Origin of the sequence: Ciceribacter thiooxidans, assembly GCF_014126615.1 — a bacterium.
GTDB classification, from domain to species: Bacteria; Pseudomonadota; Alphaproteobacteria; order Rhizobiales; family Rhizobiaceae; genus Allorhizobium; species Allorhizobium thiooxidans.
On the sequence record NZ_CP059897.1, the window covers coordinates 138138 to 153014 of the forward strand.

Sequence of the window (14877 nt, forward strand, 5' to 3'; positions counted from 1 at the left end):
CTACTGCGCTGGCGGCGGCGGCTGACCCTCGTGGGTCGACATATAGGTTTCGATTTGGGCCTCGAGGTCCGCCATAGTTTCCCCACCCGCCATCAAGTCGGTGATCTCCTCACGGGTCTTTTCGCCTCTGCGGAAATCAGCGGCGATTGCCCCACGGATGAGCACGGCGAAGTGATCACCGACCGCCATTGCATGCATGACCTGGTGCGTGATGAAAATCACCGCCAGGCCCCGTCGCTTCGCCTCGTTGACGATCCTGAGCACATGTGCGGCTTGTTTCACACCAAGCGCGGCGGTTGGCTCGTCAAGGATCAGAACACGCGCGCCGAAATGCACGGCACGGGCAATCGCAAGCGACTGGCGTTCGCCGCCTGAAAGCCCCCCAACGAGGCGATCGCCATCATCGATGCGGGTGATGCCGAAGTTTTGCACGGCCCTGACGGCAATCTCGTTGGCTGTCTTCCGATCATAGATCTTGAAGGGACCCCAGCCTTTGGTGGGTTCGGCGCCGACAAAGAAGGAACGTCCGATTGACATCAGCGGAAAGGTGCCGCCGAACTGATGCACGGTGGAGATACCCTTTTCCTGTGCCTCGCGCGGTCCGCTGAATTCGACCGGCTGGCCGTCCATCAGGATGGTGCCGCGCGTCGGTTTGTGAACGCCGGCAAGCGTCTTGATGAGCGTCGATTTGCCGGCGCCGTTGTCGCCGAGCAGGCAGAGCACCTCCCCTGCGCGGACCTGGAGCGAGATGTCTTGGAGGACGTCGATTGGACCGAAGCTCTTGTCGACATTTTGGAGTTCCAGGATGGGAGCATTCTCAGACATGGTAGAGCACTCACTTCTTTTTCTTCGGCGCGAAGCTCAGCGCCATCTGCCGGAAGGTATTGTTCATCAGGACCGCGGCCATGAGCATCACGCCGATGATGAGGTTGGACCAGTTGCGGTCGATGTCGGTGAAATAGATCCCCTGATTGACGACGGCGAAGGTCAAAGCGCCAATGAAGACGCCGGCAACAGAACCGAAACCGCCGGTGAGCAGCACCCCACCCACGACGATCGAAACGATTGTGTTGAAGATGTAGCTCATCCCGCCGGAGACCTGCGCCGAATTGAACAGGATCGCTCCGCACATACCGACGAAAGAAGCGGCAGTGCTCGACAGGACAAAGAGGGCAATCTTGAGCCGTCTGGTCGGGATCCCGGCATTGCGCGCACTTATCTCGTCTCCGCCCATCGCGAAGATCCAATTGCCGTAGCGCGTGGCGTGCAACATGAAACCAAACACTACCGTCAGCCCGAGCCACCACAGGATGATCACCTGGAATTTGCCGTTGATAAGTTGGCCGAAGATCATTTTGGCCCAGTCCGGCGCATTAAGCGGAACGGAGGCGGCCCCTGTGAGAATGACGGAGCCGGCAAGCACGAGACCCTGAACAGCGACCAGAGTGCCGAGCGTGATGATCAGCGACGGCACGCTGGTACGCACAGCCAGCAAACCGTTAATCAATCCCACCGCGATACCGAGAGCAAGCGCCCCGAATACCCCGATCAAAATCGGCAACTCGTAATAGCCTGACAGAATGGCGATCGTCATCGAGCCGGCCGGGATCATCGCGCCGATCGAAATATCGAGTTCGCCAGCAATCATAAGGAGACCAACGGGTAAGGCGACAATCCCGAGATTGGCTGCAAAGTTGATCCAGCTTGCTGAGCCAAAGAGCGTGCCCAAACTCACGCCACCGAAGGCGACATAGAAGGCAATCACCACAACGAAGCTCAGCGCGGCGCCGAATTCCGGGCGGCGAACAATTGATCCAAGGGAAAATCCATTCATCTTCCCACCCTCACTTCTTCTTTTTCGCGGCATAGGACATCGCAATCAGCCGGAACTTGTCGTTCATCATGACCGCGAGCAGCAGGAGCGCACCAATGATGACGCTGCCGAGGTTCGGGTCGATGCCGGTGAAATATATCCCCTGATTGACGATCGCGAAGGTGAGCGTGCCGAGGACGATGCCCACGACCGACCCTGCACCACCGGTCAAAAGCACGCCGCCAATGACCACGCACATGATCGAATTGAAGATGAACGACTGCCCGGCAAGCACCTGCGCGCTTTGGTAGACAAGCACCTGGCTGACGCCGACGAAGGCAGCCGAAAAGCCCGACAGCATGTAGAGCGCGACCGTCAGTCTTTCCGTCGGAATACCGGCGTTGCGGGCCGAGATCTGGTCGCCTCCGAGGGCGAATACCCAGTTGCCCACGGGAGAGACGTGCAGGAGGTAGAAGAAGCCCACTACGAACAGAACCCACCAGAAGATCGTCACCTGGAACATGCCGCCGATGAAATCGCCAAGTAGCGCCTTGGTGGTCGCGCTCGGCACAAGTGACACGCCCGTGCTTCCGGCGATGAGCACGGTGAAACCCAACGTAATGCCCATCACGCCGAACATCGAGCCGATCGTCACGATCAGAGACGGTACGCGGGTATGATTGACCAGGTGACCGTTGAAAAAACCCACAATCAACCCGACGCCCAGGCCGGCGGAAATGCCGACAATCTCGGGCAGGCCGTAATGGCCGGAAATTATCGCAACGGTGAGAGATGACGCGGGGATCACCGCGCCGATCGAGAGGTCCATTTCGCCTGCGATCATCAAAAGCCCGATCGGCAGCGCGACGATGCCGATCTCGGCCGCGACGTTAAGCCAGCTCGCGTACCCGGCAGCAGACAAAAAGACCTTGCCGCCGACGAGCGCGAAGAAGACGAACACGGCAATCAATCCCAGAAGCGATCCCGCCTCCGGGCGGCGGGAGAACTGCCCAAGCGACGCCCTGATGTTTTCGCCACCGGAATGAACCGCAGAGGCATGGACACTGTTTGTCGTGTTCATTTGATACCACCAAATGAAGCCGAACGATGGATGACGATCGACAGGTTGAGAGAATGAAAGCTGCCGACCCAACTGCCGGCAGCTTCGCGACGATCGCCAACCGTTACCGGGCGCCGGCCTTCACTCCTGCAAGGGTTGCATCGACGTTTTCCTTGTCAATCACGCCGGGGCCGGTCAGGATTTCGCGGGTCGGCACGGTAAGACCGTAGTTGACATTGCCGTTCAGGATCGACACCGCCAGATATCCCTGCAGATATCCCTGCTGGTCGATGGCGCAGAGCTGGGTACCGTTCTTGATGTTGTTCAGGATTGTTTCGTCCATGTTCATGCCACAGACTTTGACCTGATCCTTCTTGCCCGCCTGCGTGACCCCGTTGACCGCCGAATTCGTGTCAACGTTGCCGATGGCGAACACGGCGTTGATCTCCGGATTCTGCAGCAAATGCGCCTTGAGCGCCTGCGCCACCGCCGTGGCCGAGCCGAAGGATGTTGCCGGCAACGGCAATGCCGAGCCGGCACCGCCACCCTCCGTGACGCCGTCGATCATGCCCTTGCAAAAAGCTTCGATGTTTGCCGCACCCGGCAGCGTATTGAGGCAGACGGCGTTCTTCAGGTCGTGCTTGGCGAAATACGTACCAGCAGCCTTGCCTGACAGGTAATCGTTGGAGCCGACATAGTTCATCGCTCCGAGACGGCCTGCGGCCTCGATGCCGCCAGCGTTGTATATGACCAGCGGAATGCCTTTTTCAACAACGGCTTTGAACGCCGGATCCATCGCCTCCGGCACCCAGTCCGGACCAACGATCGCATCGGCTCCCTGGTCGATGGCTTGGCGGATCAATTCCGCCGCATCGACGCCAAGATTGTCATAGTTCTGCGGTCCGAGCCAGGTCACCTTGCCACCCTGTGACTTGACGACCTTGCCGGCATCCTCGGCGCCGCGCTTTACGATCGACCAGAACGGATCGTCCGGCTTGCCGCCGACAACGAAAATGTTGGCCGCCATGACAGCCGTTGCAGTGCAGGTAATGATGGCGGCAGCTGACACCGTTGCCGCAAGACGGCGAAATTTCGTCATTTCGATCTCCTCCCATGGTCGCGCCCCCTGGCGTAACCGTGAGGAGAAACATATCACTGCTTGAAATTCCGGGAACGGCAAATCATACTGAGCATACAAAAAGTGTCACTTCATATCATTCATAATGATATAACTACTGTGGCAAAAGAGGAACGATCATGCGTCGACCAACCATCGCCGATCTTGCTAAAGAGGCGGACGTGTCCATCGCGACTGTGAACCGGATTCTTGCTGGAAGTGCCTCGGTCAAAGGGACGACAATGCAACGCGTCCAGGCTGCGGCAGAGCGAATAGGCTTCTACGCCGCAGGCGCGATCGAGGATCGGCTACGCAAATCAGCCCCGAAATACCGCCTTGGCTTTCTGCTGCAGCAATCCAGCCGTGAGCTTTACCAACTCTTTGGCAAGAAAATCGTCGAAGCATGCCATGCCAGGCGTGACGAAGTCGTCAATCCAGTCATCGATTTCGTGGATCTGTTAACGCCAGAAAATATCGCAGGTCGGCTTAAAGCCCTCGGCGCGGATTGTGACGCCGTCGCTGTGATTGCCGCCGATCATCCGGTTATCGCCCAGGCCATCAGTGAGTTGCATGACAAGCGCAAGCCGGTCACCGCCTATATTACCGATCAGTCGGCGCGCGACAAAGCCGCTTATGTTGGCGCTGACAACTGGAAAATGGGGCGGACGGCGGCATGGCTTATTTCGCATATGACCCCTGATCCCGGGCGGATCGCCGTCTTCATTGGCAACCACCGTTATCAATGTCAGGATGTCGCTGACGCAAGCTTCCGGTCGTACATACGGGAACATGCACCGTATCTTACAATCGAGGACAGCCGCCCCACGCATGAGGAGCCGAACGAGGCCTACCGGATGGTTAAGGAATTATTGGCCACAACCGATGACCTCACGGGCATACTGATTGTCGGCGGCGGCATCTCCGGTATCTTGCGGGCACTTAGAGAAGCACCCCAGGAGCGGCGCCGTAGTATTCGTCTAGTGTGCCGGGATATCGGTCCGGAGACACGAAAGGGCCTATCGGAAGGTCTTATTACCGCGGCCCTTTGCCATCCGCTGGAGCAAACGTCCGCAACCCTCGTCCAGACGATGATCGAGACGATCAATCAGGATGTTGCAGGTAGCACGATCCATCGCACAGTTGGTTTCGACATCGTGACGCCAGAAAACATTTAAAATTCCGAAATCTCCAAAAATCATAATGTTACACAGATTCAGCCGTAAAGCACCGGCACCACGAGTCGTCTCACTTAGTCGTTTGTGGCCGTTGGCGGTTTCCCAAATCCTACCCGTCTGACCCGGCGTTGACACGATGGGATCCGGCGGATAGCGCCGGACGAATAGGTGGCTTATATCCTTCGGCAACGCTCGCTCTCAAAACCTAAGAAGGCATCTTGAACAGGAAATCCCCAGTCTATCTCAACGCCCTACGCGCCTTCGAAGCGAGTGCGCGACATGGCAGTTTCGCTGGCGCAGCCGAAGAACTCAGCGTCACCGCGGCCGCAGTTGGACAGATGGTGCGGGGGCTGGAGGACTGGCTGGGATTGCCGCTCTTTCACCGCAGCACCACGGGAAAGGCGAGGCTCACCATGACAGAAGCAGCCGAGCGTGCCCTGCCCGACATCAGGGCGGGGCTCGACCAGCTGGCTATTGGGCTGGAGCGCCTTCGTGAGTCCGCAACGAGCGGCATCCTCAACGTAACTGTCAGTCCTGCTTTCGCCGCCAAATGGCTGCTGCCCCGTATCGACCGCTTCCAGGCGAGATGTCCGGAGACTGACATCCGGCTCGAGACGAGCTTGAGATTGGTCGATTACAAGGCGCACGGCATAGATATTGGCGTGCGCTATGGAGACGGAACCTGGCCGGACCTGATCGCCGGGAAGCTCATGGACGAGGAGGTCTTTCCGGTCTGTTCGCCCAGCTTTTCAGAAAATGGGAGACTCGACGTCCCCGCCGATCTCACGCGTCAAACGCTCATCCACGATCTGTCCGTGGATCCGGCGATTGGTTTCGTGACATGGGACCTCTGGCTGCGGGCCGCCGGCGTATTCGACACCCAGCCGCACAGGGGAATGAGGATCGATAATTCCGCTGCCGTCCTGCAAGCCGCGATCGAGGGACGTGGCGTGGCTCTGGCGCGCAGCATCCTGGCCCATGACGATCTGGTTGCGGGGCGGCTCCAGCGGCTCTTCCCTGAAGTAGCCGTCCCCTCGAAGCTTGCCTACTACGTCGTCTACCGGGCGCAGTATGCATCGCTGCCGAAGCTGCAGGCCTTTCGCGACTGGCTGCTAGAAGAGGCCGGCGCTGCGCGACCCTGAGGCGTCGCGACGGAGCGCCAAAGATTTTCTTTGCCGCGCGCAAGAAACTCTCATTTGTCAAACCGGCCACGCGGGCGCATCAAACGGCGCGTGAGCATTCTCGCGAGGAGATCTCCTCGCCACATGCGCCAAGCGAAACCCGAAAGGATGACCGTGGCTTATCTCGAAATTACCCTTCAGATTGCCGTCGAGAACCGCCGCGCTGCCGTGGGCGTCTATCAGAAATACAAGGAGACATTCCTCACCGAAGTCGCCGGAGCAAGCTCGAAGGAGCTTCTGATCCGCGACGATGCCGTGCAGGTTCTCCATGGGTTCAACAGCGTGGATGACGCAAAGGCCTATCTCGAAAGCGCACTCACAGGAAACCACCTATGGCTCCAATGACCGCAATGCCGTCCAACGCAGTTGTCATCGTTGGCGGCGGCCTAGCGGGACTCACGGCAGCTTACCACCTGCATCGCAACGGGCTCGACTTCACTTTGGTCGAGGCCCGAAATCGGCTGGGCGGCCGTATCCTCACGGCTGACCCGAAAACCGATGTCTCGCAAGACGGTTTCGATCTCGGCCCGTCCTGGTTCTGGCCCGATATAAATCCAGCGGTGGGTGAATTTGCCCGCAAGTTGGAGCTCCCGTTCTTTCCCCAATATTCCGATGGCGCGATGGTGTTTCAGCGCTCTCGCGAGACGGCACCCGAGCGTTACGACACAATGCGGCAACCGCCGATTTCGATGCGGCTGGCCGGCGGTATCGGAGCCGTCGTCTCGGCCTTGGCCGGCCGCTTGCCGCGAGCATCATTGCGGCTCGCCACGAAAGTGACCCGGATTGAGAAAACTGCAGCTGGCGTCAAGGTGCGGTTCAGAGGAGGAGACGGCTCGGCCAACGACATCGAGGCTTGTCATGTGGTCCTGGCGCTGCCGCCTCGATTGCTCGCCGAGACGATTATTTTCGATCCCGTACCGACGGATCAGGTTCAGAAGCTTTGGCGCGACACGCCGACCTGGATGGCGCCGCATGCGAAGGTCTTCGCTCTCTATGATCGGCCCTTCTGGCGCGAAGCCGGGCTTTCGGGCGCGGCGCGCAGTATGGTCGGCCCGCTGGTCGAGATCCACGATGCGACGACGTCGACCGGGAAAGCGGCCCTCTTTGGCTTCGTCGGCGTCGCGGCACCAACTCGAAACCAGGCGGGCCGCGACGCCATCATCAATGCCTCGATCGCGCAGCTCGCCCAACTTTTCGGCCCAGAAGCCCTGGATCCGATTTCGACGCTTATCAAGGATTGGGCCGACGATCCGCTGACTGCCACGCCCTTGGACCAAATCGCTGGCGATCACCCTCAAGGTGGTCGGCGCGAATGGGTCGATCAGACTTGGCGGAACTGGATCAGTTTGGCCGGCAGCGAAACGGCAATCAACGATCCCGGTTATCTGGCTGGCGCCATCGAAGCTGGTGAAGGCGCGGCCATGACCCTGATCAGCAGGCGAGACGGAGATCGTTCATCGCTTGATTTGGGATGCGTGGATAGGAGCAGGTCATGAAAACAACCTATCGGGCGATGCAGATCTCAGCATCGGGCAAACTTGAACTGGTGGAGCGGCCAACGCCCGTGCCGGGCGACAACGAGGTGCTGATTGCGGTCGAGGTCTGCGGCGTCTGCGGGGCCGACGCCAGCGACATCGACAGGGCAGACCGGGCCTTACAGCCCCCGCGCGTTCCCGGACACGAGGTCGTGGGCCGCATCGTCGCGCTCGGTCCGCATGCACCGTCGATCTGGAAGCGCGGCCAGCGCGTCGGCGTCGGCCGGCTCGGCGGCCATTGCAACGAGTGCAGCGAGTGCCGCCGCGGCCGTTTCAACCTCTGCCGCAACCAACCCGTCCTCGGATCCTCCTGCGACGGTGGATATGCCGACATGATGATCGCACCGGCGACGGGCCTCGTTTCCATCCCGGGCGAGCTCTCGTCCGAGGAGGCAGCACCCATCCTGTGCGCTGGTATTGCGACGTTCAATGCCTTGAAGAAGTCGGGCGCCGAGGCCGGCGATACCGTCGCCATTCTTGGAGTAGGCGGGCTCGGGCACATGGCGCTGCAATATGCCCGCAACATGGGCTTTAGGGTCGTGGCGGTGGGCCGGGGCGAAGACATTGCTCGGGATGCGATCGCGCTTGGCGCCCATCGCTACATCGATACGAACAAGGAAAACGCTAGCGAGGCTCTGAACACGTTGGGCGGCGCCAGGGCGATCCTGACCACGATCGCCAGCCCGGACGCCGTTGCGGCTTTGATCCCTGGCCTCGCGCCGGCGGGTCGCCTCGTCGTGCTTGGCGTCGGCGAGGATCCGCTGCCGGTCTCGAGCGGATATCTGGTGGGCGCCGAACGCGGCGTCATCGGCTCGATCACCGGATCGCCGTTCGAAAACGAGAAAGCGCTTGCTTTCAGCGTCTTGGCCGGCGTGCGGCCGATGATCGAAACCATGCCGCTGGAGCGCGCCCAGGAAGCGGTCGAACGAATGAGATCCGGCGACGCGAAATTCCGGATCGTGCTGACAATGGGAGACCGATCGAATGCGCATCAATGACGATCTGACAAAGCCGGTCATCGTTCACTCCACTCGACTTGATTGGATCTCAAGCCCCGCCGCCGGCGTCGACCGGCGGATGCTCTACCGCATCGGCAATGAGGTCGCTCGCGCGACGTCGATCGTGCGCTACGCGCCGGGCAGCGCCTTTCCGCGCCATGTCCACAGCGGCGGCGAGGAAATTCTCGTGCTCGAAGGAACGTTTCAGGATGAGCATGGGGATTATCCGGCAGGAAGCTATTTCCGCAACCCGCCCGGCACCTCTCATGTGCCCGCCTCCGACACCGGCTGCACGATTTTCGTACGGCTCTGGCAGTTTCGCGAGGGTGACACCGCGCAGATTGTCCGCCAACCTGGTGAGGTTGGTGCGGCACCGTTGCGCGAAGGAGCCAACGCAGCGCGTGTCCTATTCGATGACGGGAAGGAACGTGTTTCGATCGAAGAGTGGCGGCCACGTTCTGTGATAGCGGTCGAAAATCGCCGTGGCCTCGAATTTCTGGTCCTGTCCGGCAGCCTGACCTTTCAGGGCGAGATGCTAGAGCCGCAATGCTGGGGCAGGTTGCCGGCAGGCAGCTCGCTTGAGGCGATCACGGGCCCGAACGGTGCCGAAATCTGGACCAAGGACGCCCCTCTTCAGCACACCGATGTGCTGGAGATGCCCTCGTAGCCAACGCGCCGAGAGCTAAGCGACTCAAGGGACACGCATAGGGGAGTGTCGAGCCATCGTTCTGCAGCAGCATGAATGTGGGCGAACAACAGAAAGCTCGCGGCAAGCATCAACGCCCCATCTCCCGGGCCAGCTCGAGGAATCCATCGATATAGGAGATCGTCTCCTCGCCACGCCTGACGCCGAGATTGATGCTCTTCTGTATGCCGGCATCTCCGAGACTGAGCGCTCGGATTGGCATCCCCGCCGCATCCTCCTTGAGCAGCCAGTCCGGAAGAACCGTCACCCCCCTGCCCGCCGAAACGAGTTGCAGCATAAGGTCGACGGTTTCGGCCGTGCGGTGCTGACGGGGCCGGCAATGCGCGGGAACCAGAAACTGCGTGTAGATGTCGAGGCGCTCCAGTGTGACGGGAACGGTGATCAGTTCCTCATCAAGCAGATCTTGCGGTTGCACCTTGCCCTTGCCGGCGAGAGAATGCGCCTCGTGCACCATCAAGACCAATTCGTAGTCAAACACGGGTGTGAATTGCAACTCCGGCATCTCGACCGGGTCGGGCGTGATCAAGAGATCGATCTCGTAGCCGAGGAGGGCGGCGACCCCATCGAAGCGAAAGGCGGTCCGCACGTCGAAATCCACGTCGGGCCACCGCGTCAGATAGGGAGTCGCCATTCTCGTCAGCCATCGCTGGCAGGGATGGCATTCCATGCCGACTCGAAGCGCGCCCCTCCTGCCGAGGGAAAAGTCGTTGAGAACCCGTTCGGCGTGCTCCATCTGCGGCAGGACGCGCTCGGCGACGGAAAGCAGGTATTCGCCCGTTTGCGTCAAGCGCAGGCCACGGCCAGTTTTCATCCAGATCTTGACGCCGTGCCGTTCCTCGAACTTGGCGATCGTATGGCTCAGCGCAGACTGGCTGACGTTGAGCTTCTCCGCCGCGGCAGTGACGCTGCCGCGGCGGTTGACTTCCCGGAGGATCGATAGGTGCTGCCGGTCAAGCATTATGTCGTCCATTCATGTTTGCATGAAATATTACCATTTCCGTTCATAATGTATCGCAGGTAACCTCTTCGTCAATCCAGATCCTGCCCCGGCAGCCGAGACGAAAAGGAAACCGCTGTGACGAAGCTGGCAACTGCACGACATCCCGACGCCGATCCGATGCGATCGATCTTCGACGAGATCATTGACCGCAAGACCAGCAACTCGATGAAATGGGCCTATGCCGAAAAGTTGCTGTCGCCTGACGAAGCGGCCGCCGATCCCCTGCCGATGTGGGTTGCCGACACCGACTTCAAGGCGCCGCAGGCCGTCATCGATGCGCTTCATGAGGCCGTCGCTCACGGCGTCTTCGGTTATCCCGGAGGCGCGACCAAGCCCTATCTCGATGCCGTCGTCGGCTGGCAGCAGCGGCGCTTCGGTTGGAACATTGAGAAGGAATGGATTCTCCAAACCTCCGGCATCATCACAACGCTGAAGACTGCCGTGCAGGCGTTCTCGGCGCCGGGCGACAGCGTCCTGATCCAGCCGCCGGTCTATGCGCACTTTCATAACGACGTCCTGTTGAACGGCCGGCACCTAGCCTATGCGCCACTCGAATTCACTGGCGACGGTTATCGCTTCAACGAGAAGATCTTTGAGGCTGCGATCCGGTCCAATACCAAGCTCTTCATCCTCAGCCACCCGCATAATCCGACCGGCAATGTTTGGTCCGAGGACGAACTCAGGACGATGGGCGAAATCTGCGCCCGCAATGGAGTCCTGGTCATCTCCGACGAGATCCACGAAGACCTGATCCTCAATCCCGCGAAGAAGCATATTCCGTTCGCCTCCCTCGGCGAAGAGTTTGCCGAAAACAGCATCACCTGCACGGCGCCGAGCAAGACGTTCAACCTGCCCGGTCTTCAGAGCGCCAACGTCTTCGTGCCGAACAAGCGGATCCGCGACGAACTGCAGCGCCAGTATGCGCGCAACGTGTTCGAACTCGTCAATGTCCTCGGCATGGTGGCGGCAGAGGCTGCCTATGCGTGTGGCGAGCCCTGGCTCGAAGAGATGCTCACCTACCTCCGCACAAATCACGCGCACTTTGCCGGTGCGATCAACAACGTCGATCCTCGTCTGAAGGTCTTGCCGGCGGATTCGCTCTACCTGGCCTGGATGGATTGCCGCGGCTTGGGAATGGATGCGGTCGCTCTCGACAAATTCATGCTGACCAAGGCTCGCGTCTGGCTCGACAAGGGTCAGAAGTTCGGCATCGAGGGACATGGCTTCATGCGCGTGAACCTCGGTTGCCCGCGCTCGACCGTCGACGAAGCCATCCGGCGCATCACAGCCGCCGTCGCAGAACTCTAAGCGGGGAAAGACAGATGTCTCAGACGATCGAACAACGACTGGCGGCACTGGGCGTCGAGCTTCCCGCCGCAGCGAAGTCGGTGGCCAACTATTTGCCGGTGATCGGAACCGGACGTCTCGTCCTCACCTCCGGTCAACTGCCGTTGGCGGACGGCAAACTGATTGCGACGGGGCTTCTCGGAAGGGACCTCGACGTCGGGGACGGGGCGCTCGCGGCAAAACAGTGTGCCTTGAACGTGCTCGCCCAGGCTCGGACCTATCTCGGAAGCCTCGAGCGCATCGCAAGGATCGTCAAGATCACCGTCTTCGTGGCCTCGGCTCCAGACTTCACGGAACAACACCTCGTTGCCAACGGAGCGTCGGACTTTTTGGTCGACGCTCTTGGCGACAAAGGCAAACACGCGCGCTCCGCTCTTGGCGTTGCCGCTTTGCCCATGAATGCACCTGTTGAGATCGAGGCCATCCTCGAGATCGACCAAGAACAATAAGCGCTTGAGCGCGGGCCCGACGGGCCATGACGACATCGGGAACTTAACCGATCCACGGGCGGAGAACCGGCAAGAAGGCCGCCGTCCTCTGGGTCACAAACTGGGAGAATGGGAATGAAGAAGACTTTGTTGCTGACCACGGTTGCCGCGGCGACATTGGTGTCGGGTGTGGCCTTTGCCGGCACGATGGCCGATGTTCAAGCGCGCGGTAAGCTCAACTGTGGCGTGACAGGCGGCCAGGCGGGCTTTTCTGCCCCCGACGCCTCCGGCGCCTGGCACGGCATGGACGTCGACTACTGCCGGGCGATCGCCGCAGCCGTGTTGAAGGATCCAAACGCTGTCAATTTCATCCCGACGACGGGACAAACGCGTTTCACCGCGCTTGCCTCCGGCGAAATCGACATTCTGTCGCGCACCACCACCTGGACTTTTTCCCGCGATGTGGACCTCAAGTTTTCATTCGCCGGCGTAAACTACTACGACGGTCAGGCTTTCATGGTGCCGAAATCGCTTGGCATCACAAGCGCGAAGAATCTGGATGGCGCTACGGTCTGCATTCAAACCGGCACCACCACCGAGCTCAATCTTGCGGAATATTTTCGCAAGAACAACATGAAGTATGAACCGGTGCCGGTCGAAAACAATGCCGATGTCCAGCAGAAATATCTGGCCGGCGCCTGCGATGTCTACACGTCCGACGGCTCGGACCTCGCCTCCACGCGCTCGAGCTTCAAAACACCGCAGGATCACATCATCCTTCCGGAAGTCATTTCAAAAGAACCGCTGGGTCCCTTGGTCCGCCAGGGCGATGACCAGTGGGTCGACGTTGCTCGCTGGACTTTGAACGCGCTGATTTCTGCCGAAGAACTCGGCATTACCGCTGAGAACGTCGACGAGCTTTCCGACGGATCCGACAATCCGGACATCAATCGCCTGCTCGGCAGGGAAGACAAGCTCGGCGAGATGCTCGGCCTTGATGGCGAGTGGGCAAGGCGCGCAATCGCAGCCGAGGGAAATTACGGCGAGATGTTTGCGAGAAACCTCGGCGACAAGACGCCGATCGCACTTGCCCGCGGTCTCAACGCCCTTTGGACCGATGGCGGCCTGATGTACGGGCTGCCGCTCCGTTAAGAGCGCCGTCAGGCGCGGGCTGGTCCCGCGCCCTTTCCTTTCCCGTTCTCGTTTGCCGCGACCGCAGCCGATGCGCCGAAACTTGCACGGTGAAGATCGAGGGAGATTACCCATGACTATCGCCAGCGACGCTCCGCGCCAGCCGTTTCATCTGAGCATGCTCTTCAATGACGCCCGGTACAGAGCCCGGACAATCCAGGTCATCGCCTTCTGCACACTCTTGCTTGCGGCCGCCTGGTTGGTCGACAACACGATCCGCAATCTCGCGGCACTGGGAAAAGACTTTTCGTTTGACTTCCTGTGGAGCACAGCCGGTTACGACATCGCGCCACACGCTATCGACTATTCGAGCACAAGCACCCATGCCCGCGCAGCGCTGGTCGGACTTCTCAACACGCTGATCGTTGCTGCGATGGCCTGCGTCACGGCGACGGTTCTTGGCGTGCTGGCGGGCGTTCTCAGGCTGTCGAACAACTGGATCGTCGCCCGGCTGATGACCATCTATGTCGAGAGCTTCCGCAACGTGCCGGCCCTGCTCTGGATCATCGTCGTCGCTGCGGTCATGTCGGAAGCGATGCCGGCACCAAATGCATTTCGCGGCGAGAATGCCACCGCCTCGATGTTGTTTTGGGACAGTATCGCGGTCACCAATCGTGGCATCTATCTGCCCGTCCCCGACTTCTCCCGCAGCCCCGGTCAAGCAAGCTCCGCCCTCGGTTCATTCGACCTCAACTACCTGGCGATCCTCGGCGTGCTCGCGTTTTCGTTTCTGGCCCATCGGGGCTGGTCAAGCGGGCGCAACGGCTCCAAAGCGCAACCGGACAGCGTCCGGCGACCTGGTGGAAGAGCCTGTGCCTATTCGCACTGCCGATGATCACTCTCATCTACGCTCTCGGCTTCCACCTCGATTATCCGGCTTTGAAAGGCTTGAACTTCACGGGTGGTCTGCAACTGCGAAACTCGCTGATCGCCCTTTGGATCGGGCTCAGCGTCTATACCGGCGCCTTCATCGCGGAGAACGTCCGCTCCGGCATCCTTGCGATTTCCCGCGGGCAGACCGAAGCGGCGTATGCTTTGGGACTTTCGGCCGGCCGGACAATGCGACTGGTGATCCTTCCGCAGGCGCTGAGGATCATCGTGCCACCGCTGATCTCGCAATATCTCAACATCACCAAGAATACGTCGCTTGGGCTGGCTGTCGGCTATATGGAGCTTCGCTCGACACTCGGCGGCATCACGATAAACCAGACCGGGCGGGAGCTCGAAGGCATGTTGATGATGATGCTGATTTATGTCGCCATCAGCCTGATCATCTCCAGCGTCATGAACATCTACAACAATCGCGTCAGGGTGAAGGAGCGTTGA

General features: G+C 60.1%; 13 protein-coding genes and 2 pseudogenes. 10 read left to right on the forward strand and 5 right to left on the reverse strand.

Going from position 1 to position 14877, the window contains the following annotated elements; translation table 11 throughout:
• The 4 genes from H4I97_RS18665 to H4I97_RS18680 all read right to left on the reverse strand — a co-directional run bounded on the left by H4I97_RS18665 (position 1) and on the right by H4I97_RS18680 (position 3972).
• A complete protein-coding gene (locus H4I97_RS18665; RefSeq protein WP_182308370.1) occupies positions 1-825 on the reverse strand; it encodes an ATP-binding cassette domain-containing protein in 825 nt (274 codons plus the stop codon).
• A 10-nt stretch (positions 826-835) separates the two neighbouring features.
• The gene (locus tag H4I97_RS18670) at positions 836-1834 is read right to left on the reverse strand and encodes an ABC transporter permease (RefSeq protein ID WP_182308371.1); all 999 of its coding nucleotides are present in this window, start codon (positions 1832-1834) and stop codon (positions 836-838) included.
• A 10-nt stretch (positions 1835-1844) separates the two neighbouring features.
• Positions 1845-2894: an ABC transporter permease gene (locus H4I97_RS18675; RefSeq protein WP_182308372.1), complete on the reverse strand. Its 1050-nt coding sequence runs from the start codon at positions 2892-2894 to the stop codon at positions 1845-1847.
• 103 nt (positions 2895-2997) lie between these two features.
• Positions 2998-3972 carry a sugar ABC transporter substrate-binding protein gene (locus H4I97_RS18680; RefSeq protein WP_182308373.1) on the reverse strand — a complete coding sequence of 325 codons (975 nt, stop codon included), beginning with the start codon at positions 3970-3972 and terminating at the stop codon, positions 2998-3000.
• Between the two features lie 158 nt (positions 3973-4130).
• Between H4I97_RS18680 and H4I97_RS18685 the strand changes: the two genes are divergently transcribed.
• The 6 genes and pseudogenes from H4I97_RS18685 to H4I97_RS18710 all read left to right on the forward strand — a co-directional run bounded on the left by H4I97_RS18685 (position 4131) and on the right by H4I97_RS18710 (position 9546).
• Positions 4131-5165, forward strand: a complete 1035-nt coding sequence (locus H4I97_RS18685; RefSeq protein WP_182308374.1) for a LacI family DNA-binding transcriptional regulator — start codon at positions 4131-4133, stop codon at positions 5163-5165.
• A gap of 218 nt (positions 5166-5383) precedes the next feature.
• Positions 5384-6307: a transcriptional regulator GcvA gene (gene gcvA, locus H4I97_RS18690; protein ID WP_182308375.1), complete on the forward strand. Its 924-nt coding sequence runs from the start codon at positions 5384-5386 to the stop codon at positions 6305-6307.
• 147 nt (positions 6308-6454) lie between these two features.
• A pseudogene (locus H4I97_RS18695) lies at positions 6455-6664 on the forward strand (hypothetical protein); the annotation flags it as partial.
• Between the two features lie 14 nt (positions 6665-6678).
• A complete protein-coding gene (locus H4I97_RS18700) occupies positions 6679-7842 on the forward strand; it encodes a flavin monoamine oxidase family protein (RefSeq protein ID WP_244658866.1) in 1164 nt (387 codons plus the stop codon).
• A complete protein-coding gene (locus H4I97_RS18705) occupies positions 7839-8879 on the forward strand; it encodes an alcohol dehydrogenase catalytic domain-containing protein (protein ID WP_182308376.1) in 1041 nt (346 codons plus the stop codon). Before H4I97_RS18700 ends, H4I97_RS18705 begins: the two co-directional genes overlap by 4 nt.
• The gene (locus H4I97_RS18710) at positions 8866-9546 is read left to right on the forward strand and encodes a cupin domain-containing protein (RefSeq protein WP_182308377.1); all 681 of its coding nucleotides are present in this window, start codon (positions 8866-8868) and stop codon (positions 9544-9546) included. Before H4I97_RS18705 ends, H4I97_RS18710 begins: the two co-directional genes overlap by 14 nt.
• 109 nt (positions 9547-9655) lie before the next feature.
• Here the strand turns inward: H4I97_RS18710 and H4I97_RS18715 are convergent, their stop codons facing one another.
• Positions 9656-10543, reverse strand: a complete 888-nt coding sequence (locus H4I97_RS18715) for a LysR family transcriptional regulator (RefSeq protein ID WP_182308983.1) — start codon at positions 10541-10543, stop codon at positions 9656-9658.
• A 159-nt stretch (positions 10544-10702) separates the two neighbouring features.
• Here H4I97_RS18715 and H4I97_RS18720 point away from each other — a divergent pair, with 159 nt between their 5' ends.
• From H4I97_RS18720 to H4I97_RS18735, 4 genes and pseudogenes are all read left to right on the forward strand, one after another.
• Complete coding sequence (locus H4I97_RS18720) at positions 10703-11893, forward strand: MalY/PatB family protein (RefSeq protein ID WP_244658923.1); 1191 nt, start codon at positions 10703-10705, stop codon at positions 11891-11893.
• A gap of 14 nt (positions 11894-11907) precedes the next feature.
• Positions 11908-12381 carry a RidA family protein gene (locus H4I97_RS18725; protein WP_182308379.1) on the forward strand — a complete coding sequence of 158 codons (474 nt, stop codon included), beginning with the start codon at positions 11908-11910 and terminating at the stop codon, positions 12379-12381.
• Between the two features lie 114 nt (positions 12382-12495).
• Positions 12496-13512, forward strand: a complete 1017-nt coding sequence (locus tag H4I97_RS18730; RefSeq protein WP_182308380.1) for an amino acid ABC transporter substrate-binding protein — start codon at positions 12496-12498, stop codon at positions 13510-13512.
• Positions 13513-13624: 112 nt separating this feature from the next.
• A pseudogene (locus tag H4I97_RS18735) lies at positions 13625-14877 on the forward strand (amino acid ABC transporter permease).

What these genes read in the sequence shown, in the direction of transcription:
- H4I97_RS18665 (WP_182308370.1), bottom strand. Translation starts at nt 825, where the DNA reads ATGTCTGAGAATGCTCCCATCCTGGAACTCCAAAATGTCGACAAGAGC.
- H4I97_RS18670 (WP_182308371.1), bottom strand. Translation starts at nt 1,834, where the DNA reads ATGAATGGATTTTCCCTTGGATCAATTGTTCGCCGCCCGGAATTCGGC.
- H4I97_RS18675 (WP_182308372.1), bottom strand. Translation starts at nt 2,894, where the DNA reads ATGAACACGACAAACAGTGTCCATGCCTCTGCGGTTCATTCCGGTGGC.
- H4I97_RS18680 (WP_182308373.1), bottom strand. Translation starts at nt 3,972, where the DNA reads ATGACGAAATTTCGCCGTCTTGCGGCAACGGTGTCAGCTGCCGCCATC.
- H4I97_RS18685 (WP_182308374.1), top strand. Translation starts at nt 4,131, where the DNA reads ATGCGTCGACCAACCATCGCCGATCTTGCTAAAGAGGCGGACGTGTCC.
- H4I97_RS18700 (WP_244658866.1), top strand. Translation starts at nt 6,679, where the DNA reads ATGGCTCCAATGACCGCAATGCCGTCCAACGCAGTTGTCATCGTTGGC.
- H4I97_RS18705 (WP_182308376.1), top strand. Translation starts at nt 7,839, where the DNA reads ATGAAAACAACCTATCGGGCGATGCAGATCTCAGCATCGGGCAAACTT.
- H4I97_RS18710 (WP_182308377.1), top strand. Translation starts at nt 8,866, where the DNA reads ATGCGCATCAATGACGATCTGACAAAGCCGGTCATCGTTCACTCCACT.
- H4I97_RS18715 (WP_182308983.1), bottom strand. Translation starts at nt 10,543, where the DNA reads ATGCTTGACCGGCAGCACCTATCGATCCTCCGGGAAGTCAACCGCCGC.
- H4I97_RS18720 (WP_244658923.1), top strand. Translation starts at nt 10,703, where the DNA reads ATGCGATCGATCTTCGACGAGATCATTGACCGCAAGACCAGCAACTCG.
- H4I97_RS18725 (WP_182308379.1), top strand. Translation starts at nt 11,908, where the DNA reads ATGTCTCAGACGATCGAACAACGACTGGCGGCACTGGGCGTCGAGCTT.
- H4I97_RS18730 (WP_182308380.1), top strand. Translation starts at nt 12,496, where the DNA reads ATGAAGAAGACTTTGTTGCTGACCACGGTTGCCGCGGCGACATTGGTG.